The sequence below is a fragment of the Spirosoma arboris genome (assembly GCF_009754945.1).
Taxonomy (GTDB): Bacteria; Bacteroidota; Bacteroidia; order Cytophagales; family Spirosomataceae; genus Spirosoma; species Spirosoma arboris.
The window spans coordinates 27,418-52,803 of record NZ_WPIN01000025.1 but is presented as its reverse complement, the minus strand read 5'-3'; the positions used below and the strand labels follow the sequence as shown (position 1 = coordinate 52,803).

General features: G+C 45.0%; 16 protein-coding genes and 2 pseudogenes. 9 read left to right on the top strand and 9 right to left on the bottom strand.

Annotated features, from left to right (window positions below; translation table 11 throughout):
• Nucleotides 1–22: 22 nt before the first annotated feature.
• Together GO755_RS36905 and GO755_RS36900 are read right to left on the bottom strand one after the other, a co-directional pair.
• Nucleotides 23–3,112 carry a sensor histidine kinase gene (locus GO755_RS36905; protein ID WP_157590457.1) on the bottom strand — a complete coding sequence of 1,030 codons (3,090 nt, stop codon included), beginning with the start codon at nt 3,110–3,112 and terminating at the stop codon, nt 23–25.
• Nucleotides 3,109–3,750, bottom strand: a complete 642-nt coding sequence (locus GO755_RS36900) for a response regulator (protein ID WP_198175043.1) — start codon at nt 3,748–3,750, stop codon at nt 3,109–3,111. The genes GO755_RS36905 and GO755_RS36900 overlap by 4 nt, the downstream gene beginning before the upstream one ends.
• A gap of 445 nt (nt 3,751–4,195) precedes the next feature.
• On the opposite strand from GO755_RS36900, the gene GO755_RS36895 reads away from it, so the two are divergent.
• The 4 genes from GO755_RS36895 to GO755_RS36880 all read left to right on the top strand — a co-directional run bounded on the left by GO755_RS36895 (nt 4,196) and on the right by GO755_RS36880 (nt 8,163).
• A complete protein-coding gene (locus tag GO755_RS36895) occupies nt 4,196–4,768 on the top strand; it encodes an RNA polymerase sigma factor (RefSeq protein ID WP_157590455.1) in 573 nt (190 codons plus the stop codon).
• A 181-nt stretch (nt 4,769–4,949) separates the two neighbouring features.
• The gene (locus tag GO755_RS36890) at nt 4,950–5,726 is read left to right on the top strand and encodes an outer membrane beta-barrel protein (RefSeq protein ID WP_157590454.1); all 777 of its coding nucleotides are present in this window, start codon (nt 4,950–4,952) and stop codon (nt 5,724–5,726) included.
• 427 nt (nt 5,727–6,153) lie between these two features.
• Nucleotides 6,154–7,743 (top strand): hypothetical protein, encoded by a 1,590-nt coding sequence (locus tag GO755_RS36885; protein WP_157590453.1) that lies wholly within the window; start codon nt 6,154–6,156, stop codon nt 7,741–7,743.
• 75 nt (nt 7,744–7,818) lie between these two features.
• Nucleotides 7,819–8,163, top strand: coding sequence for a hypothetical protein (locus tag GO755_RS36880; protein ID WP_157590452.1), 345 nt, complete (start codon nt 7,819–7,821; stop codon nt 8,161–8,163).
• Nucleotide 8,164: 1 nt separating this feature from the next.
• Here the strand turns inward: GO755_RS36880 and GO755_RS36875 are convergent, their stop codons facing one another.
• The 3 genes and pseudogenes from GO755_RS36875 to GO755_RS36865 all read right to left on the bottom strand — a co-directional run bounded on the left by GO755_RS36875 (nt 8,165) and on the right by GO755_RS36865 (nt 10,227).
• Nucleotides 8,165–8,326 (bottom strand): hypothetical protein, encoded by a 162-nt coding sequence (locus tag GO755_RS36875; protein ID WP_157590451.1) that lies wholly within the window; start codon nt 8,324–8,326, stop codon nt 8,165–8,167.
• A gap of 58 nt (nt 8,327–8,384) precedes the next feature.
• Complete coding sequence (locus GO755_RS36870; protein WP_157590450.1) at nt 8,385–8,561, bottom strand: hypothetical protein; 177 nt, start codon at nt 8,559–8,561, stop codon at nt 8,385–8,387.
• Between the two features lie 865 nt (nt 8,562–9,426).
• A pseudogene (locus tag GO755_RS36865) lies at nt 9,427–10,227 on the bottom strand (IS110 family transposase).
• Nucleotides 10,228–10,629: 402 nt separating this feature from the next.
• Here GO755_RS36865 and GO755_RS36860 point away from each other — a divergent pair.
• Nucleotides 10,630–10,980 (top strand): transposase, encoded by a 351-nt coding sequence (locus tag GO755_RS36860; RefSeq protein WP_227687239.1) that lies wholly within the window; start codon nt 10,630–10,632, stop codon nt 10,978–10,980.
• A gap of 358 nt (nt 10,981–11,338) precedes the next feature.
• On the opposite strand, the gene GO755_RS36855 is transcribed toward GO755_RS36860, so the two are convergent.
• On the bottom strand, nt 11,339–11,716 hold the full coding sequence (locus GO755_RS36855; protein WP_157590449.1) for a winged helix-turn-helix transcriptional regulator: 378 nt from the start codon (nt 11,714–11,716) through the stop codon (nt 11,339–11,341).
• A 113-nt stretch (nt 11,717–11,829) separates the two neighbouring features.
• Between GO755_RS36855 and GO755_RS36850 the strand changes: the two genes are divergently transcribed.
• Entirely contained in the window at nt 11,830–12,804 is a 975-nt protein-coding gene (locus GO755_RS36850) for an NmrA/HSCARG family protein (RefSeq protein ID WP_157590448.1), read from the top strand.
• 315 nt (nt 12,805–13,119) lie between these two features.
• On the opposite strand, the gene GO755_RS36845 is transcribed toward GO755_RS36850, so the two are convergent.
• Complete coding sequence (locus GO755_RS36845) at nt 13,120–14,175, bottom strand: alpha/beta fold hydrolase (RefSeq protein ID WP_157590447.1); 1,056 nt, start codon at nt 14,173–14,175, stop codon at nt 13,120–13,122.
• Between the two features lie 543 nt (nt 14,176–14,718).
• Here GO755_RS36845 and GO755_RS36840 point away from each other — a divergent pair.
• From GO755_RS36840 to GO755_RS36830, 3 genes and pseudogenes are all read left to right on the top strand, one after another.
• The gene (locus tag GO755_RS36840; protein WP_198175042.1) at nt 14,719–16,167 is read left to right on the top strand and encodes a serine hydrolase domain-containing protein; all 1,449 of its coding nucleotides are present in this window, start codon (nt 14,719–14,721) and stop codon (nt 16,165–16,167) included.
• A gap of 258 nt (nt 16,168–16,425) precedes the next feature.
• Nucleotides 16,426–17,979 carry an autotransporter outer membrane beta-barrel domain-containing protein gene (locus GO755_RS36835; RefSeq protein WP_157590445.1) on the top strand — a complete coding sequence of 518 codons (1,554 nt, stop codon included), beginning with the start codon at nt 16,426–16,428 and terminating at the stop codon, nt 17,977–17,979.
• 98 nt (nt 17,980–18,077) lie between these two features.
• Nucleotides 18,078–19,623 (top strand): annotated as a pseudogene (locus GO755_RS36830) (IS1182 family transposase).
• Nucleotides 19,624–20,000: 377 nt separating this feature from the next.
• On the opposite strand, the gene GO755_RS36825 reads toward GO755_RS36830, so the two are convergent.
• Both GO755_RS36825 and GO755_RS36820 read right to left on the bottom strand, forming a co-directional pair.
• A complete protein-coding gene (locus GO755_RS36825) occupies nt 20,001–23,477 on the bottom strand; it encodes an ABC transporter permease (protein ID WP_198175041.1) in 3,477 nt (1,158 codons plus the stop codon).
• Between the two features lie 748 nt (nt 23,478–24,225).
• Nucleotides 24,226–24,900 carry a TMEM175 family protein gene (locus GO755_RS36820; RefSeq protein WP_157590443.1) on the bottom strand — a complete coding sequence of 225 codons (675 nt, stop codon included), beginning with the start codon at nt 24,898–24,900 and terminating at the stop codon, nt 24,226–24,228.
• Nucleotides 24,901–25,386: the final 486 nt, after the last annotated feature.

Here is a 25,386-nt window from a genome sequence, read left to right as displayed (position 1 = left end):
ACAAATAGTTAACTATAACCCACTAACCGTCCTGTCCAAAACTAAAATTAAGCATGATCCCAACCTGGAGGCCACCAGTATTACCTAGTTCCAGGTCGCCATGAATCAGGTTCACCAGATGAAGGATCAACTTATAGCCGTAGCCAGCATGGTCACTCAGTACAAGTTCCTCATTGAAAGCAGCCTGTATATTGGCCAGAATAAGCTCATCCATACCTGGGCCAGTATCTGCGACGGTTATCACCAGATAGTCCTTCTCGGTTGCTTCTACAGAAAGCTGGATGGTGCCGGACTGAGTATGTTTAATGGCATTGTCAACCAGATTTCTCAGGATGGTGATCAGGATATTTTCATCGGTATAGAACACGACTTCGGTGGCCGGAATAACCAGTGTCAGTCCCTTGCTTCTGGCAATACTACCATACAGTTCATTAATTCGACCGAATACATCCGATAGGCTGGTCAGTTGATAATTGGCGCTAAAGCCTTCCTGTTGGTATTTAATCCACTCAAAAAAATTAATCGAGAAACTATAGACATCATTGATGCCTGCCCGAAGCAGCTGTGATTTACTGGCGATGACATCGGATAAACCCAATTGCCCCGACAAGCGGTCGTCAAGCTCCTCAATGCCCTTTTTTAGAGCAAAAAGCGGAGACTTCATGTCATGCAGGAGCATATTGATAATACGATCTTTTTGAAGGAGGCTGGCCTGTAAACGAGCTTCGACAACTTGTAATCGCTCTACGGTTAAATGAAGATGGTCCAATGACTCGTTCAGTTCCTGGGTCCGTTCCTTTATTTTTTGATCCAGGGTAATTGTCTTGCGTTGATAATAGGTAATGGTATAACTAAAGGTGACAAAAACCGCTAGCAAAATAGCTAGGGCAAGGGCCAGTTTAAACCAGATGGTTTGGTAAAAATAGGGAGCTATACTGAAAGGAAATTCGATTTGCGATTGGGGATAGCCCTTTATCCGAATACGCATGGAATAGTCTCCATGGCCATAATCCCGAATGGAAATACTTTCGCCGTAGGAAAAACTGATCCATTGCCGATCATGACCGATAACCAGGCGTTCAAAAATTAGCGACTCTCCTTTCTTTTTCCAGGGAGTACTAACCGAAACAGTTAAGGCCTGGTAGTCAGGCGCTAACCGTATATGGGTAAGATCCTTGATCAACTTACCATCTACGCGCACTTGGTCAATGAAGATAGGCTTGGGGCTATGATCATCAGGGAATGAGTCTGGATTGAAAACAGCTAATCCTTTAAGTGTGGGAAGGGAAACACGGCCGTCTGATAAATAGGCTTTATCCGGATAAGCACCCCCGTTAAATTCATTGGTGATCAAGCCATCGCTTTTCGTATAAATGGTATATGGTTCAATGTCGCCAGTACCCTCGAAAAAGTTAAGGATTGATCGTCTTGCCGTACTCAGAAGCCCATTATTGGTGCTAAACCAAATTCGTCCCTGATGATCTTCCAGGATACTGTTAATCACACTTAGGCGTTTATTTACATCAATTGGCAACGCTTTCACCATGCCCGATTGGAGCAAATAGACTCCGCTATTGTAGGTGCCAGCCCAGACGTATCGCTCTTTATCGATATAAATCGTGCGTACGTTACTATTTGGCAGGAGGAACTTGGTTTTGCCGGTACGCAGACTAGCGCCTAGTAGGCCCAGGTTGCTGGCAATCAATACACTATCGGCATTCCAAAACCGAAAGCCGTAGATGTATTGGTTTTTCCTGGGAGGAAGTACCAGGGCACTGACAGGCTTATCCTGGATGAGGGCGTAGAGTTTATCGCTGGTAGAAAAATACAGGGTGGAATCATACGTGGACCAATTAAAGCAGTGGATATATTCATCCAGGTGAGCAACCTGACTGGTCTTTCGGCTCACCAGATTTAACTTATAGAGTGAAAAATCCTTCTCGTAATAATAGCTATCCTGCTGGACATAGGCAGAAGCCGATGAATACGGAAACGAGATAAGCCTCTGAATACGGGGAAACTTCGTCCCTTTACTAAATGTAAAGAGGGCCCCATTGGCAATAATCTGGTCCTTTCCGTACGTATTTTGTCCATAAAATGAATTTTGATGCCAGCTACCGTTCGGAATGTGAATCGACTGGAACCGGTTGGGTCGGATAAGCAGTAAGCCATCGATGTGACTCTGAAGGTAATACGTGTTGAACGCTTCGTCGTAATAGAGCTTGTTGGGCGTAAAATCCGCTAACCCCTCCGCGATGAGTCGGGCGTAGATCGTCTTATCCTGCAACGTCAATCGGTACAATTTGCCCTGACAAAACGAATACGTACCCGAAGCCGAACACATGAGTGTATAAGGCGAGCCAGCAGTGGCGATCTGATCGAAAAATAACCCTTTGGCCATCAGTAAACGAGCCCGTCCATTCGGGTTGGAATACAGAATGGCTTTGTGGTTATTTAGCATCAGTATGAGTTGATCACCAATAACGGTCGTTGGATATTTCCCGAGCCGTTTATCAATAATGCAGGTGGCTGGTCTATTTTTGTGGGCTATCCAGAGCGAATCTGCTTTGACTAGATAATACTGATGGTCATTGAGAATGTAGGAAGAGGCAGGCGCTTGCTTGCTGATAAGCGGGGCGAAGAAGGAACGATCGGACTCTCCACGTATTGGCTGAAAACCAGGAAAATCACTAACATTATAATCGCCCTTGACCCGTACTGGCCGGGTACCGAAGCCAGGAAAATTCCTGATGGTATAAAACTCCTGGCCTTCAAAAGAAATCAGAATCTGCTTCTGTTTATTTTGCATTATATACGAAACCCGAGAGGAGGTCGGTGGTATGTCAAAGTTGTCGTATAGCCGAAAACGAATCCCGTCATATTTAACCAACCCGTTTTCCGTACCAATCCAGCAGTACCCCAATTGATCGAAAGCGAGTCCCTTGATGCTATTCTGAGGAAGCCCATTTTCGGTCGTATACCGGGTTAGGATAAACGGTATAGGAGCCTCTTGGGCCAACGCCTGCTGTTGACTTGTATACACTATCAACAGGCAAGCCAGTCGACAGAGGGTCAGCCGTATTGGCAAACGGAAACTCGATCCGGTGTTCATTTCGAGGGTAAGGTGTACAGGCCATGTTGCAGGGCAAATACGATCAGATCGGCGGTCCGGTTCACTTTAAACTTTTTCATAATTTTCTTCTGATAGGTCTGGACCGTATGGGCACTAAGCTCCATATCATACGCAATTTCTTTAACGGTCATGCCTGTACATATCTTCTTGAGCACCTCTTTTTCACGGGGTGATAAATAGAAGACATGCTGCTCCTCGGTGAACATACTTTTGATCAGCGATTTTTGAAGAATGGGGCTGATAAACTCCTGGCCGTTCATCACTTCCTGTATGGCTTCGGGCAGCTCGGTTAAGGATGCGTCTTTCGAAATGTACGCACTAGCGCCACTTCGTAGAGCCTGCCGGATCGATTGCGCATCGCTCACGGAGGTAAGGACGATGATCTTAATCCGGTTATGGGCCGTTTTTCGTACCGCCTGAATTAATTCCATGCCATTCATGTGTGGCATGAGTAAATCGGTAACCACAATATCTGGAAACCGATCAGGCCTGATAGCCTCTAGAAAGGTGAGCGGATTATTGTAGACGACTAGCTGAGACTCCTCAAAGGTGCCTTTCAGAGCCAGGGCAATGGCATCGGTTAGTAACTTATGGTCATCGACAATGGCAATTTGCATATAAGTAATCCAACGTGTGGTGCAACAATGGATTAAATATAGGCATACCGGCCACATTGTCAAGAAAGACGATAGCCAGATTTACTGAAGGGTTAGCTGGAGATACCCCAAATTTAGGGTAGTCGCTTATCCCCCAAACAAGCGATCGATTGGTAGCAAATAGGTGAACGTAACTAGCCTTTTCACCGGCCAACTTTGTCCCGTTGACCGTGTACCACCGAACCGCGCTAGACTACGAATCAATGATTACTCTATTTACCGCCTGTCCTGTTGTAAAGGAGGCTACTTGTCTGGTCTACTTCCCTGTCGAAGATGCGAGTCTGCTTTCCGCCAACCTATCCTAAGCCAAGAAAGGGAGTAGTCTTCTGATGGCTGTGTAGCACACAGCCATCAGAAATACCTGAAATCTTATCAAGATCACTAACGAACAAGCGAATTGACATCCATGAAAAAGCATGTACGAATGACTGCTCAACCTCAACAGCCGCTTCCATCTCACCCCTCTTTTGATAGCTTTGATATACTCTATCAACGCTACATGAATAAAGTCTATCAACAATGCTTTCGTATGGTCAAAGATGTGGATAAGGCACAAGATTACACGCAGGATATTTTTATCAAAGCCTTCCACTCATTCAATTCCTTTCAAAATCGCTCGTCTTTCTCGACCTGGCTCTATTCGATTACGCATAACTATTGTGCTGACCAGCTTCGGCTGGGCAAGCGCCTGGCACTAACAAGTGATCAGGAAATAGGCTTAGTCTCCCCTAAAATAGAGGAGGTAGATACCCAGTTGCAGGAAGAACGAATTCAAGTGGTTTATCGGGCGATGGGCACGCTTTCGGCAGAGAATCAGACCTTGCTTCGCTTGAAATATGAGGCAGGGATGAGTATGAACGAACTGGCTATCTTATATAACCTTACGCCTTCTACAATCAAGATGCGACTCAAGCGCAGCCGGGATATTGTGAAAAAACTAGCCAATCAATCCTATGTATTTGGTGGGCATGGTGCCTAACATCATATTATACGAATCGGACGCTTTCCGAGCCTATTGACCTGAGTGATCAGATACTTTTAGTGAGATACTAGCTGCCCTTTCGTCAAATTCCCTATTTCTGTAGCAAGCTTATTGAAGGAATTGCTGGGGAAGCCCACTAGGAATAATTCAAATTTCAATTAACGTTCAAGTAAACTGTATGAAAACTCAACTTATTATAGTAGTCACTTATTTAGTTAGTCTCGGTTTGACAAAGGGGCAGAATGTACCACCTGAACCCACTTCATTGTCAACGAGTCCAATGTTGGCGGTCCACTCAGAAGCCAGCAATAGCCCTTATTCAGCATCCTTACCTATTACGACTGAGCAAAGCTCCATTTCTCACCCAGTTCGGGTAAAGAATCCTAGTGCCTACAAAAACATTGCTTTTGGAATCTACGCTGGCCTTAATTCTACCAAACTCAAAGGGGAATCTACCGGGGGGGATATTTCCGGTCGTCTAGGCTATCAGGCTGGTCTCTTTGTGCGGGCGGGAGGACAATTCTTTGGCCAAGTAGGTGCCGAGTATTTTGGCTCTAGCTCAAATTACTTCACGAAAGGCGATGGGCAGACGGTGAACGATATTCAAGATAAGATCAACATTCACTACATCCAGATTCCTGCCTATGTGGGCTATAAACTACTGGAGTCGGACCGAGGCATTTCCGCGATTCGGTTACAAGTGGGTCTGGAGTATGCCAATCGGATTAGCTCAAGCAGTGGTCAGTTTAACTTATCGAATAGTGAAATTAAGAGTGGGACCTTCAACGGGTTAGGGCAATTAGGCTTTGATATTGGGCCATTATTAATTGATCTGACGTATCATTATGGCTTGAGCGATACAATCAAAAACCCGGTTACTGGTGCAGCGGCTTCCACTGGGTTTACCGGTTCACAACGTCGTATTTTGAGTGCGAGCGTAGGCTTTAAGTTTTAGCGCTTGTCTTTAGAAAAGGGAACCAGTACATCGTGAGCTCCTCCTAGTAAACAGGCTCTTACGTTCTTTATGTGGTGTCATAAGGTTTTTTAATCTGCATTAAAACTATGGGTTCCTCAGCTTATCACCCAAATTGCGTAAAAGCTAAGATTTGGAGAGCCCTATAAAGAGTATGGAAAAGAAAAGTAGAGTAAACTAATTAACAAACTTAGCGCCTGGTTCCAGAGTCACACCCAGGGAGCATTAACTTAATACCAGCCTAAATTCTGGATAATCTTTTGGACAACAGCTGTTGTTAGTGCCGTCTTATACTATTTTACTTATGATAGTATAGCTTCTCATTTTGGTCGAGATGCACAATTACTACTCTAATGGGCTATTTGAGCTTACCCCTACTTAATGTTCAACCATTAAACATTTAAAGTTAATGAAAAATTTTAGACATTATTTATGCATTAGCATGGCTGTTTGTGTAGCAGCGTGCCATGTGCCTGAAGTGGAAGTGAGTGATGCCAATAGTGCGCGCATCAGTTTCACGAAAAAAGATGAACGTGAAGCTCGTGATGCTTTCGCGAAAACTTTAGCTAAAGCATTAATTCGAAAAGAACTGAGGGACTTTCTAAAGGCGAAAGCTTTAGAGCAATTTGATGAAGATTATGATGTATTATTTCACGCTCAAAAAAACCAGATTGTAACCGGGAATACTACCTTCTTTGATATATTAGCTTCTTATCATAGTTCAAAGCAAGAATTTATTGACGTTACTGAAAGCCTACCCAAGTTGACAATTTTTGTTCCCGAACTTTTAAACGAAAAATATTATAACTCGGCTGCAACATGGGATACTGAGCATTTCATACCTAAAGTAGCTTATTTTAATGTCAACGAAGAACGGACTGAAGTAACTGCTTATGACAGTAAAGGTAAGGGCCATATGATTAAAGCGAAAGGAGATCCGGATGAGCTAATACTGGTTGTAAAAGATAATGAAAGGATTGAGGTATCGGATGTTAGTCCAAGTAGTTTACGAGTAGCTTCTAATCAATCTGATACAAAAGCTCAATGGGATTATCTAATGACTGATAATGGTAGATATTACTATTATCAAAGTGTCAACTTTAATAAATCGAAACGAAATATACGTACTCAGGCCAATAAGGGAGCAAGGATGCTAGCAATAGGTACTGATTTTAATGTTGGCTCAAATTCCCCTGAGTACCGTTCTCATCTTTATCGGCCTGAAGCCCCACGAGGCTATGCTTATTATAAAACCTACTATATGAGTGGTCAATTGACAACGAATACAAGTGAGCCTTTTGCTGGTCAACTCGATTACACGATGAAAGACCGCATATCATTCATTCGTTTTATAAATAATCAAAAGATACAGGATATCAGTGAGAACTGGTCGGAAGGAAATTTAGAATTAACAGGAAGAGTAGCTATAGGTGGCAGAGTCCCAGAAACATTTTCAAGCCTTCCGTTTGGTAGTATTTCATTTGAGCGACTAGCTGCCCAGTTTACGGTTCCAGGCTTCGCTGAACAGGTTGAAGGGGGGTGGGGTAGCGTCTGTGTACCAAACACGTTTTGGGGATGCCATACTGTGAATCCTTACATGGATAAACTCAATGAATATCGTCAGAATAACGTATTATTTGACAACCGTGGATCATCGGTAAATAGTGGTATTTGGCTAAACTGGAATAATGGTACCGAGATTCTGACTTGGGACGCAGAAGATTTTGGTAATCGAATTATACTTATTGTAAAAGAGAAAGACGGTAATGTAACTCATACGGAAGAGAGAACTTTTACGGTAGGTACTACGGCTACATTCGGTAAAAAAGATGGTAGTAATCTATCCTTTACTGGAACTGTAGGTGGTAAATCAACAGTAAGTTGGCTAGACGGAGATGACGATGTATTTGAGCAATTTATTGATTATAATGGTCAATATGGAGCATTCAAACCGGCAGTGAATACTGGTAATACAGAATTTGTATTGCGTGTCTACTAAATGGGATCTGTACCAGTAGTATGAATAGAGTAACCTCCTATGTTTGTACTATTAGTAACATAAACTACTAAAGAGATGAGAGTACTTGCTATTATAATTTCCATCTTCTTTTGTTTTTCCTGCGAGAAAAACGACGTTTTTCAGTCGGAAACCGATGAACACTTTTCTATATTAAAAGAAGAGATTGAAAGTATGCCTGAAATTCCTGTTAATTTTTACTGGGAGTCACAAGATAGAAGTCAATTTACTACTCCCCCGGTTACGACTTGCTTGACTTCTGAAGTACGTTTTGAAAAGCCATATATAATTGCAAACGGAGTAAAGTTTCATGCGTATTACTGGACTCGCACAGAGAATAAAATAGACGCTTCTAATCGAACTATAATATCAATGATCATGGCGTTTAATAAGGAGAATTAATTTAACTCCAAATGTAAAAAACTACCAGGGTACAAGAACCCGGCCGTTGATGGTATCCTGGTAGTGTATCCAGACTCAGATCGTCTTCCGACAAATCATAGCGTTTGAAAATCAAACAGGTAGCCCGTTCGACTTTTTCGCCCGTCTCGATGCGAACGATCATTTCACGAGTTGCAACCTGCAGGAAGGTCTGGCGTACAAAGCCATTAAAGGCAATTAGTTTAGCCTGAGAGAAATAACGGGCGTAGTGTTGGGTGAGTTTCCAGCGAATTGATCAGAAAAGTTGCGTAGGGGTTATTCTTGCTGTGCAAGCGAAACGGCGCAACATCGCAGTGTTTCGACAGAAATTTACGCACCAGGGGAGCCACCCGGATTGTTTCGGTCTGTAAAGTTGACATTGAGTACAAGTGCGATTAAAATTTCAGCCTTGAAATAGCGGATAGTTCGACAACAGAAGCGGAGGGAAAACCCATAAGCAGTTGGCCCGTTTACACTGCGCCCTTATAACTGGACCAATTTGTTAAAGAAAAATAACCTACAACGGGCCCGGCCAGGCGGGGTTAAGGAGGCTATTTGATAGTTGGCCCGCTTTGGTAGTTGCAACCAATTTATTACAAAACGGATAGTAGACCTGGCTTAATTCGCTGGGATTCAAAAACGACTGAAAATTAGAAAAGTTCTGATTCAGAAAACGTTCTGATCCCAAATGAATGTCTGCAGAAAGTCTTCATGAGCACTTAAGCCAAAACCAGCCCAGCTATATGTCACCTCTAGCGACGAGAACTACTGAAAAACTTAGAAACTGGTATGCAGCATACACAAAGGGTGCATTAACGACAAAACAACCAAAGTTTTGGCTATTGTTTTGGGGGAGTACTCTTGCCTGTTGTACTATCTATTACGGGTATACTTTTTGGTTTATCGATCATGTAAATGGCCTAAAGCCACGTTACATGACACAGATCGTGCCAATTATTTGTTGCTTATTGCCATTTTTTGTTTTGCGCAGATTTCATGTAGTACTACTCCTATTTTTGATTTATTATGTGTGGAAGTGGTTATAACTACCCAAAAAATGGTTGCAACCAATAACCAATGACTGTTGCAACCATTTTTTTAATGACCAATAAGTGTATATCGTCACCCGCATCTGTCCACTCTTAGCTGACGACATACACTATGAATTAATAATCTACCATTAGCTTGTTTTGCATAGTACTATGGTATACCTTTGATCAAGTGATTCGCTCAGATCACGAGTAGTTAGATACAGCGGTTTGTGATTTCGATGCATAATGCCCTGTGAGAAATGACAAATTTATTTTCCGCGTAGCTGACCAAATGCCGCTGATTGGTGAAGCCTTCAAAGCCGTTAGTCTCAGCTACTAACACAGCCACCGACAGCAGGGCTAGTCCTTTGATTGCAACCAGCCGCTCGACGCGAGGTTTAAGTATTGGATCTTGGTCGATGAGTTGAGCAATAGCCTCTTCTAAAGCCGACAATTGGCCATTGTAGACGGTAATAAGTTTAATCAATTGCTTACTGATGAAGCTGTTATCGAAAGCACTGTGTTCCAGGGCATGTTGCTGATTGGTGGACTGGGTCTTAAGTTCCTGTAAACGCTGATGCTGACGGGTCAAAAGCCGAAGGGCATAGAGGTTCTTAGAGAGCGGTTTCCAGAGCGGCAACTGCTGTTCCAAACCCATGCGGGATAGTCCCTGGGCATCGATTTTGTCATTCTTTGATTTATAACCAAGACTTTTCAGATAATGCTTGGCTTTGTTAGGCAGTAAAATGCTTACCGCTTGATCTTGCTGGTGGATATACTAGGCAACGGCTTCATGGTAGACGCCGGTGGACTCCATCAAATAGTTCAGGGGTAAATCCAACTTACGATGGCGAGCTACCCAAGTTAGCAAGGAAGCAAAACCCGAAGGTTTGTTGGTTACTTTACTAGTGGCTTTAACGGTGACACGACCAGTCTGATCAATGACTGAGAGGCAGGCTTGGATGGTGTCTTTACTGATGTCAAGTCCAACACAATAGCGCAGAAAAGTTTGCATCGCTTAAAAAGATAAAAACTGAAAGATAAACCTGACTACTTTCCGAGCTTTTGCACATTGATGGCAGATAACGGTTTGCAACCGCGTCTATGGGTACTGTGGAAGCTAATTGAAAAGCGACAAGGAAGCCAGCACAACCAGCCTGATCAAGATCACCGGAAGGTGTCTCAGCGGCCGACCCGAGGTACTGGCTACCCCTGTCAGGACTTAGTCAAAAATTGCACTTTTTCTAACAACCTCAACTCAAAACAAAGATATGAGCGGCCGACCGTCCCTGACGGGCGAAAACGGCCTGTTCGCACCACTTCTCAAACACTTTCTAGAGTCCGCTTTGGAGCCGGGACGCCGGAGCGGGAGAAATGGAGGGCCATCTAAGCCAAACTCGGCTCATTGAGCAGCCCGATGTGCTTCCTGGAAGAGACTGATCGACAAGTGCTAACCCACATTTGCCAAGACCCAGTTATTGATCAGGTCTATGAACTGGCTAAGGACTTTGGCACCCTGGTTCGACAGTGTCGGGTAGAATTACTAGACGATTGGTTAGCTAATTGCCAAAGTTGCTCGACCGTGCTCATGAACCAGTTTGGCTTTCGGCTTCAACAAGACTACGCGGCTGTGCGAGCAGCCCTGGCCACTGAATGGAGTAATGGTCAAACTGAAGGACAGGTAACCAGACTAAAGCTAATCAAGCGGCAGATGTATGGGCGAGCTAAGTTAGACTTATTGCGACAACGTGTGCTGTACCGATGCTAAACCACACAAAGTGCGTAAGAGCCAAGTTTAGGGTATAGCCTTTGGTATGTTCGTACAGGAAAGTAAGCCGGGCCGCCGGGGCGGTCAAGCGTCTCCTTCAACCGACGGTAGAACCAGGCCGCTGGAGCGGTTGTGCTTGGGAATACAGTTGGAAAGCTGAAACGAAGTAATGAGTTTTTCGCGGTCGTCTTTTCTGCCTTGCATAGCTGAAGATACAAAAACTCAACCTATCCCCAGGTTCTAGGTACTGACAGAGTTGTGCAACAGCCACGTCCGTTTATATGTGTACAAAACTGAAAACGTAAGACGCCTGCGAAAGGGGCATTCTTAGAAACAGATTGGTAGTTTTTACGGTAGTCTAAACACCGTTAACAAATTCCCCTTTCTCTTCAACGACCTGATTCCCCCAAGCAGTGATTGCCTCAAGAACCGGGATAAAGGTTTTACCGAAATCAGTCAGGCTATACTCTACTCGGATGGGCGGTTTTTCTCCGTACACCTTTCTGACGATAAAGTTATCTTTCTCCAACTGCTTGAGCTGGATACTCAACGTCATTTCCGTTACATCGGGCATCGCTCGTTTGAGTTCACTATAGCGCTTTTCCATATCCGTCAAATGATAAAGGATAACGGCTTTCCATTTGCCACCCACTAAGTTCATCGCCAAACTAACCGTACAGGGATACAGCCTACCCACTAAGCTCACCGACGGGCTGATGCACTCGGTCTTGATCATACGTTCCGGTTTTTGAACCTATCCAATTCGATAGCTATTGCAACGGCAGTTCGCTCACAATAGTTTTGTTACTCTATTTTTTATCTCTCTTTTTTCAGTAGCAGACAACAAGCATGGTGACTAGTTTAGAAGGAAAAGAGCCTAGCGCAGAAGACGCTAAACCGCTCATTACTATCGTCGGTATTCTGGGCAAACAGGGAAATAGTGCCGCGCGTACATTATTGCAAAGCGGTCGGTACCGGGTGCGCGGCATTACGCGTCGTACCGATTCCCCCGAGGCAATGCGTTTGGCCCGACAAGGCGTCGAACTGATCAAGCTGCCACTCGATGTAGGCTATCAGCAGGATTTCGTTAGGGCGTTCCGGGGATCGGCTGGTCTTTTCATGATGACGCCAACTATTGCTCCCCCAGCAACACATGAATTGGCGTTGGGTAAACAGTTGGCTGATGCTGCGGTTGAAGCGGGCGTAGAGCATGTTATCTTCAGCAGTTTGGAAAACGTAGAGAAGATCACCGCGGGGAAAAAGTTTGCCCCTCACTTTACGGACAAGGCGCTGATTGAGCAATACATTCGCACGCTTCCTATCACCAGCTCATTCATTTACCTGTCTTTTTTTTACACCAACCTGCTAGAGTTTTATACGCCTATTCCAGCGGGTGATACACTTATCTTTCCCATCTATTTACCCCAGAATTCTCGCGCCCCCTTCGTGGACCCGCTGACGGCTACAGGACCTGCTGTTTTAGAAATTTTTCTGAATCCAAGTCTTTATGCGGGTAAGTCTTTACCGGTGATAGGGGACATTATCTCACCTCAGGAAATGGTAGACACGTTCATCCATGTTACTGGAAAGAAAGCCGTCTATCGATCGGCATTCGATCGGGACGATTTACTTCGCTATTTTCCAGAATTCGGTGCGAATGAGCTTTTAGTACATGAGATTGTGGGCATGACTCACTACGCGGTTGAATACGGCTATTTCTCCAGCGACCGCGACCTATTATGGAGTCGAAAAATAAATCCGAACAGTCTCAGTTGGGAACAGTTCTTGCGGAAGACGGGTTGGCAAGGCCACAAGCATTCCTAGTAAGGTCAACCTTTTGGTAGAGGTTTTGAGGCCCTTAACTTATTAACTAAGTGGACCCGCCCGTTTCGAGTAACTGTTCATTTAGCTAGCATTATGCTATTAGATTAAGACGGTATAGTAACGAGTTGAAACGTTAGCAGAAAGATTATAAACTAATTGTCGTTTCAAGCTATCAAGAGAGATCGGGCGGTATGACCGCATCGCACCGGTGTGATGCGGTCATACCGCCCGGCGACCAGAACCGCGATCTCACTGAATGCCCGTGGCTGTTGCACAACTCTGGCTGTGCAACAGCCACGCTCCTTTGACATACCATTATCTATAGGGTTTGCGTGTATCCGATGGCTTATCTCGAAGAAACTCTCTTATGGCATTCAGGTAAAGGGTTGGCTGCTCCACCCACAGAAAGTGTCCCGCCCCGGGTATAATAGTTAATCGGTGGTTCGGGAAAACAGCTAAATATTCTTGTGTGTAGCCCCATGGCAAATTATCACACTCCCCTTTTAGGATGGAGACTTGCGTTTTCAACTTCCTAAAAGTCATTCGGTAGTCTTTCATTTCCAGTAAACTCTTATAGGTTCGCACACCCGCATAAAACCCGTTTCCTGGCTCCATTTCAGGAATCAGGGCCGTGTCGCAAACGGTGGATCGATCCACTTGATACCCCCCGTAGGTGGCAAACGCATCCGCTTCCTGATTCGAAGCCAACTGCCAGCCAAAAGAACTGGCCAGGAATACCATGGCTTTTGTACGGATGTTATTGGCCTTTTTGTTGCCTTGGGCGTTGGTAAAGATAGGTGCCCGCAAGTGTATACTATCCGGAGTCGGTAGTTTGACTAATTCCTGATGCATGGGAAAAATAGGCCCGGGAGAGCTAAGGATCAAGTGTTGTGTTCTTTGCGGATACCTGGCCGTAAAAAGCGTCGCCAGGATTGTTCCCCAAGACTGCCCAATCAAGATTACCTGACCACCCAGCTTTTGAGTAATTGCGTCCAAATCGCTGATATGCCGATCAACTGTGTAGTCGGCAATGTCGGCCAAGCGGTCGGAGAAGCCACTGCCAATTTGATCATAGAAGTAGATAGCGTAGCCATCATCGGCCAGGGGTGCCAAACTGTTGATTAGTCCTTGGTGAATGTGACCGCCCGGTCCGCCGTGTAAGTAAAGGATGGGAAACGGCTTGCTTCTTCTTTTTGCTGCCACGAGGGTAAATGCAATTCGAGATCCAGTCGGCAATTGCCAATACTGAGTACCTACCCGTTGATGCACTAATGGAACAGGATAAGTTCGTGGTTGAAAAACCACCAGGCAACCAATAGCCAAACTGATAAGTGAAGTATAGGTCACGAAGCTGTAATTTCTTTTTTTCATTCGGGGTGTAGACCAGTTGATGACCGAATGACTCGGTTTATTATTTGTCTTACTTACAAACTGAATAACAAACAATTATAAACGTAAGCAACGGATAGTGTTGGATAGAGATTAAAAGTCAGCGTCTCACTATATGCTCTCACTTGAGATGATGAAACGGTTATTAATAGGCTCCCACCTATGACGAAGTAGTATTCATGTATCTGCTCATCAATTCGGGCGATTATAGAGATGGTGAACTAGCAAGAATTTAGGAAATTGGCCTGTTGGCGTTATTGGAAAAGTTCTTCTTCCTTATCGGCACGAAGTTCTCCCCGATAAACTCGATGCTCTACTTAGCTTAACAAGCCTAATTTTACCAGTCAATAGATCGCTTCATGCTGCGGATTCAAACTATCCAGACAGTTTCAGTGGAATATAAAAAAATCAACCAAGCAGCAGCAGCGTCAGCCCGCGCCCTCTGAGCCCGGCCATCAAGCAAAGGCGTTAATGAGCCGATGGTTTTCTTTTATACACCGTTTTTTTAAAATAACTCACAGTCAAATGAAAACGTATTTGCTTTTCGTTCTTCTTGCTATCGTTCTCAACGGTTATGGTCAGAAAATTCCCTGGAAATTATCTTCACCTGAAGCACAGGAGATGAGTTCGCTGGCACTATCAAACGGTATCAAGGAGCTACAACAGACCGGCACAAATATTCATAGCCTGTTAATTGTCAGGAACAACCATGTGGTGCTCGATGCCGATTTCTATCCTTATCGGCAACAGTATGCACATGATCTGGCATCAGTTACCAAAAGTGTGATGTCGCTCCTGATCGGAATTGCCATCGACAAAGGGTTTATCAGCAGTGAGCTAGATACGGTAGTGAATTATTTTCCGGAACATACCATAAAAAACAACGCGCTTAAAATCCTGACCATAAAAGACCTGTTGAACATGGCCTCGGGCTTCCAATGTAGTTTGGCCAACGGAGAACAAGAACTGGAGCAGATGCAGAACCAGACTGACTGGGCCGAATTTATGCTTGATCTGCCCTTCTCAACAAAACCGGGTGAAAAATTCTCTTACTGCAGCGGTAATTTCTACCTGCTCGCCGTGATATTGCAAAGGGCGACCAAGATGAAGTGCCATGATTTTGCCAGGAAGTATCTGTTCGATACACTGAAGTTCGGCCCCACCTACTGGGAGGAAAACAAAAAAGGCGTCAATCACGGCTGGGGCGATCTTTATTTGCTTCCTTATGATCTGGCCAAGATCGGCTTTTTGTTATTGCAAGAAGGAAAATGGAACCAGAAACAAGTTGTTTCAGCGAAATGGATACAAAAGATTCAGGCTTTATATCCTGCTAAGGGAACGGAATCGTATGGATATGGCTGGTGGTTCGACAGCGAGAACCCGGATGAAATACAGGCTATTGGAAGAGGGGGGCAGCGACTGTTCGTGCTGAAGGACCAACATGTGGTTATCGTGACCACCGGCGGTGGATTTAATGCCGGAGAAATCGATAACCTGGTCGTGAATGCTATTGCCGCCTATCAACCGGGAGAGAACCGTTATGCTGAATTATTGCAGCAGCTAAAGCTGACCCGGTTGCCTGACACGGGTGGCGGTCGGGAAAACAATTTTTCAGTCAGTATGCTGAATAAAACCTTCCGGTTGGAAAACAATGCCCTCGAGATAGCTGCTTTTCGGTTCGAAAAGGGCCGTACGGATTACTATCTTATCCTTGAGCTTGACGATGGCGGGAAACAAAAACTGGCGATGGGAATGGGTAACCGCTATGTACTCTCCCATGAACATCTGTTTGGCTTACCTGTTGCGCTCAGGAGTTCTTGGGAAAAGGGCAAACTTCTTGTTGATTATAATAGCCTTTCTGGCATCGATCTGTACAGATTTACCTTCGTTTTTAATAAGGAAACGGTTGATTTCAAAGCCGAGGATAGAACCAACAAACGAAACCTATTTCTAAAAGCCAGAGTCGCCAATTAATTGATTGCTGTGCTAGTCAGGAATACACATGGTAATTTCTTAATTCGTATGGTCACTGGTTGCATAATCGCTTAAAACGCTGGATAAAAAAATCAGCAAGTTGAGAGCTACTCCAGCCAGGGCTGGTATTTTGGGTGCATATAATATGCGGCTTACCGGTCACTCAAAAGAAGAATTAAAATATCATTAAGGTATTGATTTACTTCCTGTTCTTGAGTCAATTGGTTGATATTCCCTCTCAACTAAATCTACCCGATTATGGCCAAGCTCTCCGTTTTTGTTATTCTCTTGTTTCTCCACAATCGCCTAATAGCCCAGGGCAACTATGTAGCCAACACCGCTAATAACTCCACCACGGCAACTTATGGCACCTTTAATACCCTGCTGGGAACAGGAGCTGGTAGCTCGGGAAATATGACCGGCGATCGAAATACGGTGACTGGCTATAATGCCGGCAGCTCGCTTACCGCCGGTCAAAAGAACAGTTTCTATGGCGTCGATGCAGGACGGTTTACAACCATAGGTTATGAAAATACATTTGTGGGGGTTGAGGCAGGCTTGTTCAACTCATCCGGCTATTATAACACGGTGGTAGGCAGAGCAGGGGGCTATACCAATACGACCGGGAATAGCAATGCATTTGTTGGGGCCTATGCAGGTTACTCCAATACGACCGGATCGTATAGTGTCTTCGTCGGCAAAGATGCAGGCTATTATAATACGACAGGGGATAATAATAACTTCATTGGTATTACGGCTGGTAGCCACAATACCAGCGGAAGCTCGAATAATTTTATCGGCAGTCATGCGGGTGGGAATAACACGACCGGATTTGGCAACAGCTTTCTGGGAGACGACGCTGGACAATCCAATCAAACGGCCGATTATAACACGTTTGTCGGTTATTTTGCCGGTTCGGCCAGTACGGGATCCAATAATTCATTTTTTGGCAGCCGGGCTGGTATTTCGAATACAACAGGCACTCAAAACACATTTGTGGGCTATTCAGCGGGGGCAAAAACGACAACGGGTAGTAATAATATCATTATTGGGCCTAGTTCTGGAACCACCATTACCACGAGCGATGATAATATATTGATGGGATACAACGTGCAGTCTGGCGGAGGTAGCGGTAGCCATAATGTCATTATTGGTGGCGAAGCGGGAGGAGGCCTTTGGGCTGGTGGTAGTAATACCTTCATTGGTCATCAGACTAGTGCCGCCTCAATGAGTCTACATCATGCTACGGCTATTGGGGCTGATGCCAAGGTGACGGTCAGCCATGCTGTTGTATTGGGTAATCAGGCGAACGTTGGCATTGGGACTTCGGCCCCAACCGCCCGAATAGAGATCGTCAGTGAAGCCACAGACCAGAGCGGATTACGGCTAACGAACTTAACCAGCCACAGTAAACCGAGTCAAGCAACAGATGAGTTTCTAACGGTGAATGAACAAGGGGATTTGGTCAAAGCCCGCTACCAGCTTCGCATCAACAGTCCTACTGAGTGGAGTGACAGGGTCTTCACCTCGGGATATCGATTGTGCTCCTTGTCAGCAGTGGCTGCTTATGTTCAAGAAAATGGACATTTACCAGGTGTTCCTTCAGCCGATCAGGTAGCTAAAGAGGGTATTGATCTGGTAAAGTTGAATACCACCTTGCTAGAGAAAGTGGAGGAGTTGACTTTGTATAGTATCCAACAAGAGCAAACGAATCACGCCTTACAAGTAAGAGTTGACGAGTTGGACAAGCAGCACAAGCAGGAAATTGCGGACTTAAAAAAACTTGTCAACCAGCTCCTAAAGAAGCAGTAGGCATGGCCAACTGGGCAGATTTGTTTTCTCAATTAACGCTCGTGGCTGTTGCACAACTCTACCTAGAGATTTAAGTAGCCTTTTCTGTATCTTGAGGTATGCAAGGCAGAAAAGAATATACCGAAAAGCAGATCACTTGTTTTCAGCTGTCCAGCCGCGTCCCTAAGCACAATTTCTACCGTCGGTTAAAAGAGACGCTCGACCTGACCTTTATCTATGAGGGCACTAAACAGCTCTATGGCCATACAGGCAACCCATCCATTGACCCAATCATTTTCTTTAAGTTCATGCTCATCGGTTGTCTGGAGAATATTACCTCTGACCGTAAGCTGATTGAGAACTGCTCCATGCGCCCGCGACGGCGTACCGTTGGATATGCTGTATTTCCTGGGCTACAACATTGATGAGCAATTACCCTGGCACTCCACATTGAGCCGTACCCGCCAACTCTACCCGGAAGCACTCTTTGAACTACTATTTGACAACGTATTCACTCTATGCGTGGCCAACAACATGGTGGCAGGTCGGCGGGTTGCCATTGACTCAGCCCCTGTTAAAGCCAATGCGTCGATGGAAAGGCTGCTCGAAAAACAACCCAATTTACCTGGCCCTAGGCTGGTCCAGTCGGTTGAAGATCAGCATGAGTCAGTAACCTCTAAAGCCACGCTCAGCCCCCGTCAAGCTGCATCTGTGATTAGTGCTGCCGATCACCAGTTAAGACAGTTAAAAAAGCGCCAGCAAAACTTGAAGAGCGCACCAAAAACTCTAGGAGCTGGCAACGAAAAGGCAAAGTTACTCAGCAACAAAACCCATTACAGTCCTGCCGATCCCGATGCCCGTATTTCCATCAAGCCTGGCAAAGCCCGTAAACTCAATTATCATTGTAGCTTGGCGGTTGATACAGCCGATGGCGTCATCAGTCATGTGCAGGCCGATTTTGCTGATGGTCGGGATAGCCAGTCTTTACCCGATATTACGCTGAACCTTCAGCAGCGGTTGGCCAATAATGAACTGCGTCTAGAGGAAATACTGGCCGATTCTGGCTATTCCAATGGCAGTAACTACGCCTTGCTGGAGCAGTGGAAAATTATAGGATGGATACCCGTTTTCGGCCAATACAAGCCCCAAATCGAGGACTTTCCCTATGATCCTCAAGCAGATCACTTTACCTGCTCGCAGGGCAAGCGTTTAGTGTTTAAGACGTTTGATAAGAATGCGGATGGCGGCTGGCTGAAAGTCTACCGAGCGGATTACCAGGACTGCCAACAGTGCCCCCTCAAACCCAGCTGCGTTCCCAAGAGTCAATGCCGCCAAATTATTCGGACGGCCTATGATCCGTTCTATCGTCGAGCCTTGGCTCGCCAGCAAAGTCGGCGAGGTCAGCGTATGAAACGGCTTCGCCACCAAACCGTAGAACCGGTTTTAGGTAGTCTGGTCGAGTACTTTGGCCTGCGAAAAGTGAATGTACGGGGTAAATCAGGGGCTCACAAGGTGATGCTGATGGCAGCCGTTGCCTTCAATTTGAAGAAGTATATGAAGTTCACCACTAAGTCCACCATCAGCCAAGCCATAGCGCTGAAAGTGGAGTGGTCTTTGGCATCACAAGATACTTTTCGAGGTTTTGAGCTGCTTTTTCTTAACTGAGATAGAAAACCGAAGGTAGAAAATCCGATCAGCCTGGTTAGACAATCAAAAGTCAAGCTAGAAAGCTGAGTTGTGCAACAGCCACGCTCCCTACTGAGACGAAGAGAGATTTGCGTATCTGTAATTCGGGCGTTTAATACAACATATATATGTGGGTAAATTATCCTCAATAATCATCCGCTTTACCAGGTTAGATCGGCCAAGGCCATGATAGAAGGATTTGCCCTGTTGCGGGCCGATAGCTGCAAACTGGAAAAACCGGTTGTCTATACTTGGACTGATGCGCCGAAGGCCCACGCCGACCTGGAGTCGCGCAGGCCCGTCGTCGGCAGCATATCCTAAAGTTTGAATTAGGAAATAAGGAAACTCGCCACGACTTACTCGCTTTGCAGGCTCTTTACCGGGTTAGCCACGGCTGCCTTGATCGCCTGGTAGCTTACCGTGAGCAGAGCAATGGTCAACGCTATAGCACCAGACAGCGCGAATATCCACCAGGACAATGTGATCTTATAGGCAAAGTCCTGCAACCATTCATTCATGGCCCACCAGGCTATAGGGAAAGCAAGTATACTGGCTAGTAAAACCAGCTTGACAAAGTCAATCGTAAGTAAACCTACGATTTGTTGAACGCTTGCCCCCAACACCTTGCGAATGCCGATCTCTTTTACTTTCTGCTCAGCAGCAAACGCGGCCAAGCCTAAAAGACCGAGTGCCGAGACAACTAGGGCAATGCCGGCAAACAACGTAAAAAGAACGGATGATTGCTGCTCCGTTTTATACAAATTAGTGTAGTTGTCATCAAGGAACTCGTAATCAAACGGATCATCTGGAAAAAACTTCTTCCATATCTTTTGCGCAGCTAGAATGGCCGCGGACGTGTTTCTGACGGTAGTTTTTATATAAAATCCACCCGACGGTTGATTTGTTATAACCATCGGGCCGATTTTTTCACGTAAGCTTTTATAGTTGAAATCTTTTACAACACCGATAATAACACCCGTATCACCCTGATGCATAAATCTTCGCCCGATAATGGGGCTTTGTAGTTGAAGTGTTTGCACCGCTGTCTCATTCAGCAGGACATTATGTTGATCCGCAATACCCGAGTTGAACCATCGCCCTTCGGCAATTTTAAGGCGCATCATACGCTGAAAATCCGGGTCTGCCTGTAAGGGAGCCAGTACCGGCTTAAAATCGTTGGGCTTACCTTCCCAATCAAACGATGAACTTTGATTATCGAAATCCGTCAGCCTGGTACTGGCCGTAGTTACATCCGCTATGGAGGCCTCTTGTTTTAATGCTTGTTTTACTGAATTAAGTAACACCTCCGGTTTTTTCAAATCAGGGTCGTGAATAGTCCAATAAGGAAACGTAAAGGTAAAAACCTGCGACCGATCATAGCCAATATCCTTCGTTTGAACATACCTCAATTGGCAATAAATAATTACTGTTCCTGTAATCAAGATCACCGAAATCGTAAACTGGATAACGACTAATGTTTTTCGGAGACTGGAATCGTTAAAATTGAGCAAGTTTCTACCTTTAAAAACATGTAATGGCTGGAAGGATGAAAGCAATGCTGCCGGGTATATGCCATTTAATAAAAAAGAAATGAGTAACGTTACCGCAATTACTAACCATACGCTGGGTATATATAACGGCTGGTCAAATTCTTTGCCTGTGAATGACTCGAACCAGGGTAAACTGAGTTCAACTAATAATAGGGCCGCAGCCAGTGACAGCACGCTGATCAGGAATGATTCAGCCATAAATTGGCCAAACAATTGCATCTTTTCTGCACCCACTAGCTTACGTATGCTCACTTCTTTTGACCTCACGCTGGCCCGGGCAGTCGTCAGGTTTACATAATTGATGCAGGCTGTACTGAGAAGTAATAACCCCAATACTATAAATACATTCACCATCGTACGGCTACCATGATTGAATGCAGACCGCTCTAGGTCGTTCTCGAAATGCATATCCTCAACTTTTAGAAGACTGTAATCGGACTTATCGTCACGATTTTTTTCATTTGCTCTTAAAATTTGAGTAAGCTTTGCCGATACCGCAACAGGATTGGCTCCGGTTCTGAGTTTGAGAAAAGTAATATAATTGTAGTTACCCCAATCAGATGCATTCTTCCTGTCGTCAGGATTTGACAATCGGGCAGCCATTGGAATCAGCACATCGTATTGAAAGCTTGAATTGGCAGGATTATCCTTCACCACGCCCCTTACTTGATAAGTAGTTCTATCAATCCGTACAACTTTTCCGACCGCAGGCTCAGTACCGAAATATCGTTTGGCGGCTGTAGACGTGAGAATAAGGCTGAAAGGATTCTTACTAAAGTCCTCCGAAGAGCCGTTTATAAAATCGTAATGAAACATGTTAAACCATTGTTCATCTACATAGGCCGATTTCTTCTCCGCTATTATTTTTTGTTGATAATGCAACACCAGGTCCGAATTGTTACGGGGCTTTAGCCGCGCTACCATGTTTATTTCCGGTATTTGTCCTGATGCATTATCTCCTAAAATATATTGGGATGTTTCCCATAACCAGGTTTCGTTACTGGCTATCCTCAACTTTGATTTGATCCTGTATAAATCTCCAATATCCGGTTGGTACCGATCAAAGCTCAATTCATTTTGAACCCAAAGCATGATCAAAATGGTAGCGGCCATGCCGATGCTTAATCCCGCGATGTTGATGAAAGCCGTGCCTTTGTTCCGCAGCATGTTGCGCCGAGCGATAGTTAAATGATTTTTAAACATAAAGTTGCGATTTGATTTCTCAGGCAAAATTGTCGTCGCAAATCGGCCATAACTGGTCAACTTATAAGTTGAACAGTCTTTTTTCAGGCCATTTTTATAGTCCACCGGGCTTTTCCCGGTGAAGTGTTTAAAAAAACGGCTAAAGGTGCTCTGGGAATTAAACCCCGAATCATAGGCAATGCCCAACAGGGTGATATGATCGTAAGCTGGGTCCTGCATTTTACGAATGGCCTCCTGAACCCGGTATTCATTAATGAACTGGTTGAAGCTCTTTTTAAACACCGTATTGAGTACCCGCGATAATTCATGCGCCGGTACCCCAAGCTTTTCGGCCAATGAGCCAAGGCTTAATTCCGGGTCCTCGTAATAGCGTTTTTCTTTAACCGCTTTCTTCATCCAACTACCCTTTTGTTTCAATTCATCCAATACTAGCGGCCTTGAGATCGGTACCCTATCTGGCCTTACGCCGATCTCTGGTCTTAAAAAGGCTCGTGCCGCTATCCAGATAAGCATGGCCATTAACAGAATACACAAGAGCTCATCATTACCGCTGGCCCAAAAAGGTATCCACAGTATCCACAATAGCCCGAAGCCTTTCAGTAAGCGATGAAGCCACCGAAACTCGTACCGGTACCGGTCGCCGTCGTGAAATGGTTTGCTTTGATAAAAGCGTTCGATCAGCCTATGAGCACAATACAGGTAGATACTACCTGAAATAAACGCCAGGAACGGTAATAGCGGACTTGACCGGAGGAATTGCTCTACAAGTGCCGGGATGAAGTGCAGCAAGTCCTTCCAGTGAAATCTAAATACTGGTTTTGTTAGTTTGAGTACATAAAAAAAAATAAAGGGCCCAAACGCCAGCGAAAAAACAGGAACATAAGCTGCCAGCCGGATATTGACCGCTAAACTATTAGCCATCCACAAAGCAGCGACCGTTAATGCTGCGGCTAAAAGCCGGTTCGTCGCCCGATTTGCTTTCCTGGTGAACCCTAACAGCATCGCAAAATTGAGCACGATACTAATCGCTACCAGGAACGCCAGGTCATACTGGGTTATATAAAAAAAATTAGGTTTCAAGTATAGTTCGTTTCTGGTATCAAATAAGCTAGAAAAGCTACCTAACTTTTTTCCAAAACTTGTACCGCTCCAGCGGACCGGCATCCATCAATGTACCTAATTCTGGGAGTCGTTAAGTACTGGATAAAGTCTAAAAATGCCGGGCACCATCCGCGGCTGCGGGCGTTCCGCTTAACGTAATTCTTTACGGTCCGCCGTTGCGGCTCCGTTACTATAACCCTCCCCATAGCGTAGAGAAAGTACCAATGAGATAATGAGGGATTTCAAAAATGCTTGGCTTATCATTTAGTTGGAGATGCCATTAGAATGGTTTGGATTTCTGGCTGACTCCTCTTTCTTATTGAGTCATTTAAAGCAGTCTACTTTATCTGGTACAAATCATTTGCCAAATCAGTGAAAGGGTCAAACTAGGCACTATTGCTACTGTTTGACGCTATTTTAGGGCTAATCTTGTCCACTTACGGACAGCTTGTATCCCCAAATGGACACCTCGAAATGGGCTAAATACGACCAGATTTCACAGGGTGCCCTGTGAAATTCAATTCATCAGTCACTTCTTTATTTTCAATAAAACACTTGTTTTGATCTCAAAATACGCTCCCGATTGAGACGAAGCGGCTTTCATGTAGCTGCTTCTTGAATGGCTAGGGTAAGGCCAGACGTTAAGGTGAGCCATTGCCAGCCTTCACAAAATACGACGTTAAACGCGTTTGAAGTTGTGTCCAGTAAATGGTAATCAGTGCAGTTTTCAATCCCCCTTCTCATTCTCCGTCTGCTTCCTTGAAACGGACTTCTCCACATCAGCAGGCGCACCAGTTGGCGTTTGGGTGGTCAGGAACACGTAGGACAATTGAGCCAATAGAAACAGGATAATACTCACCCTGGTACTTAAGTAAGAGGCCGCTAAGGCAACTAAAAAGGCCACCATCTGAATGAGCATTCTTTTTTTAACATCAGCGATTAGGCGTTTATCAAGCTTTGGATCGATTAAGCGGTGGTTATGCGTGGCATACCACCACTGGGCGTAAAAAGCTACCAAGACCGCCAGTACATTACTGCCATAGATCAGAACGGAAAATTGACTTAACTTTTTTTCACTAAGCAAGGCGGCTGAAAAAGGGATAAGAGCCACGAACATGAGCAAGATGACATTCAGCCACAGATGCATCCGTGTCGTATACTTAATAAAATAAAATTGGGACTGATGCCCCGTCCAATAAATACCCAGAATGAGAAAACTCACGATGTAGGGGAAAAGCTTTTCGGCTATGGGCTGAAACTGCTCCCAAAATTCCTGGCCCTGCCCAGCTGATTCCTTCACATCTAATACCAACAAGGTCATAGCTATGCCAAAAATACCATCGGCGAGGGCTTTGACTCGATTTGTTTTAAAGCCTTTGTTTCGGTTATCAGATTGGCTCATGATTTAATCTAGGCTACATAAAAGACTTTTCTGACGAAAGGAACATCCTTAAGCTGTATATGGTCTGCCGAGAGGGGGCAGATCGGACGGATGATGAACTTACATCAACTCAATAGGATGGCCTGCGTCATAGAACAACAAGGTTGCCTCTGTGACCCAGCACCAGGCAGTCGACCGCTGGCGAAAGAGTGTAGGCTGGTTCGAATGACTGATGGACCAAAACTAAACCATTTATGGATTATTTCCACTAGGTTGGCATCAACGGAGGCCGCCCGCACAATTGCGAAGGCAACTTGGCCGCGAGGCTCGAAAGGGTAGTTTCGACGGTAGTTTGGCGGGTCAAAAATTCTTCCTTATCCTCTCCCACACTCAGCCTGTGTGGCAAAACGGACCCATTGAAAAGTGACTGGGACGCCGAAGCAGATGACAAGTTTAGATAGCATTGAACTTAAAATGCAAGCAATAAAGGATAACTACGAACGTCGC

Coding starts and splice junctions, on each gene's coding strand:
- GO755_RS36875 (WP_157590451.1), bottom strand. CDS start 8,326: ATGATCGTTCGCATCGAGACGGGCGAAAAAGTCGAACGGGCTACCTGT.
- GO755_RS36820 (WP_157590443.1), bottom strand. CDS start 24,900: ATGAGCCAATCTGATAACCGAAACAAAGGCTTTAAAACAAATCGAGTC.
- GO755_RS36870 (WP_157590450.1), bottom strand. CDS start 8,561: ATGTCAACTTTACAGACCGAAACAATCCGGGTGGCTCCCCTGGTGCGT.
- GO755_RS36845 (WP_157590447.1), bottom strand. CDS start 14,175: ATGAAAAAAAGAAATTACAGCTTCGTGACCTATACTTCACTTATCAGT.
- GO755_RS36885 (WP_157590453.1), top strand. CDS start 6,154: ATGAAAAATTTTAGACATTATTTATGCATTAGCATGGCTGTTTGTGTA.
- GO755_RS36840 (WP_198175042.1), top strand. CDS start 14,719: ATGAAAACGTATTTGCTTTTCGTTCTTCTTGCTATCGTTCTCAACGGT.
- GO755_RS36895 (WP_157590455.1), top strand. CDS start 4,196: ATGAAAAAGCATGTACGAATGACTGCTCAACCTCAACAGCCGCTTCCA.
- GO755_RS36860 (WP_227687239.1), top strand. CDS start 10,630: ATGTGCTTCCTGGAAGAGACTGATCGACAAGTGCTAACCCACATTTGC.
- GO755_RS36835 (WP_157590445.1), top strand. CDS start 16,426: ATGGCCAAGCTCTCCGTTTTTGTTATTCTCTTGTTTCTCCACAATCGC.
- GO755_RS36855 (WP_157590449.1), bottom strand. CDS start 11,716: ATGATCAAGACCGAGTGCATCAGCCCGTCGGTGAGCTTAGTGGGTAGG.
- GO755_RS36850 (WP_157590448.1), top strand. CDS start 11,830: ATGGTGACTAGTTTAGAAGGAAAAGAGCCTAGCGCAGAAGACGCTAAA.
- GO755_RS36905 (WP_157590457.1), bottom strand. CDS start 3,112: ATGAACACCGGATCGAGTTTCCGTTTGCCAATACGGCTGACCCTCTGT.
- GO755_RS36900 (WP_198175043.1), bottom strand. CDS start 3,750: ATGCAAATTGCCATTGTCGATGACCATAAGTTACTAACCGATGCCATT.
- GO755_RS36890 (WP_157590454.1), top strand. CDS start 4,950: ATGAAAACTCAACTTATTATAGTAGTCACTTATTTAGTTAGTCTCGGT.
- GO755_RS36880 (WP_157590452.1), top strand. CDS start 7,819: ATGAGAGTACTTGCTATTATAATTTCCATCTTCTTTTGTTTTTCCTGC.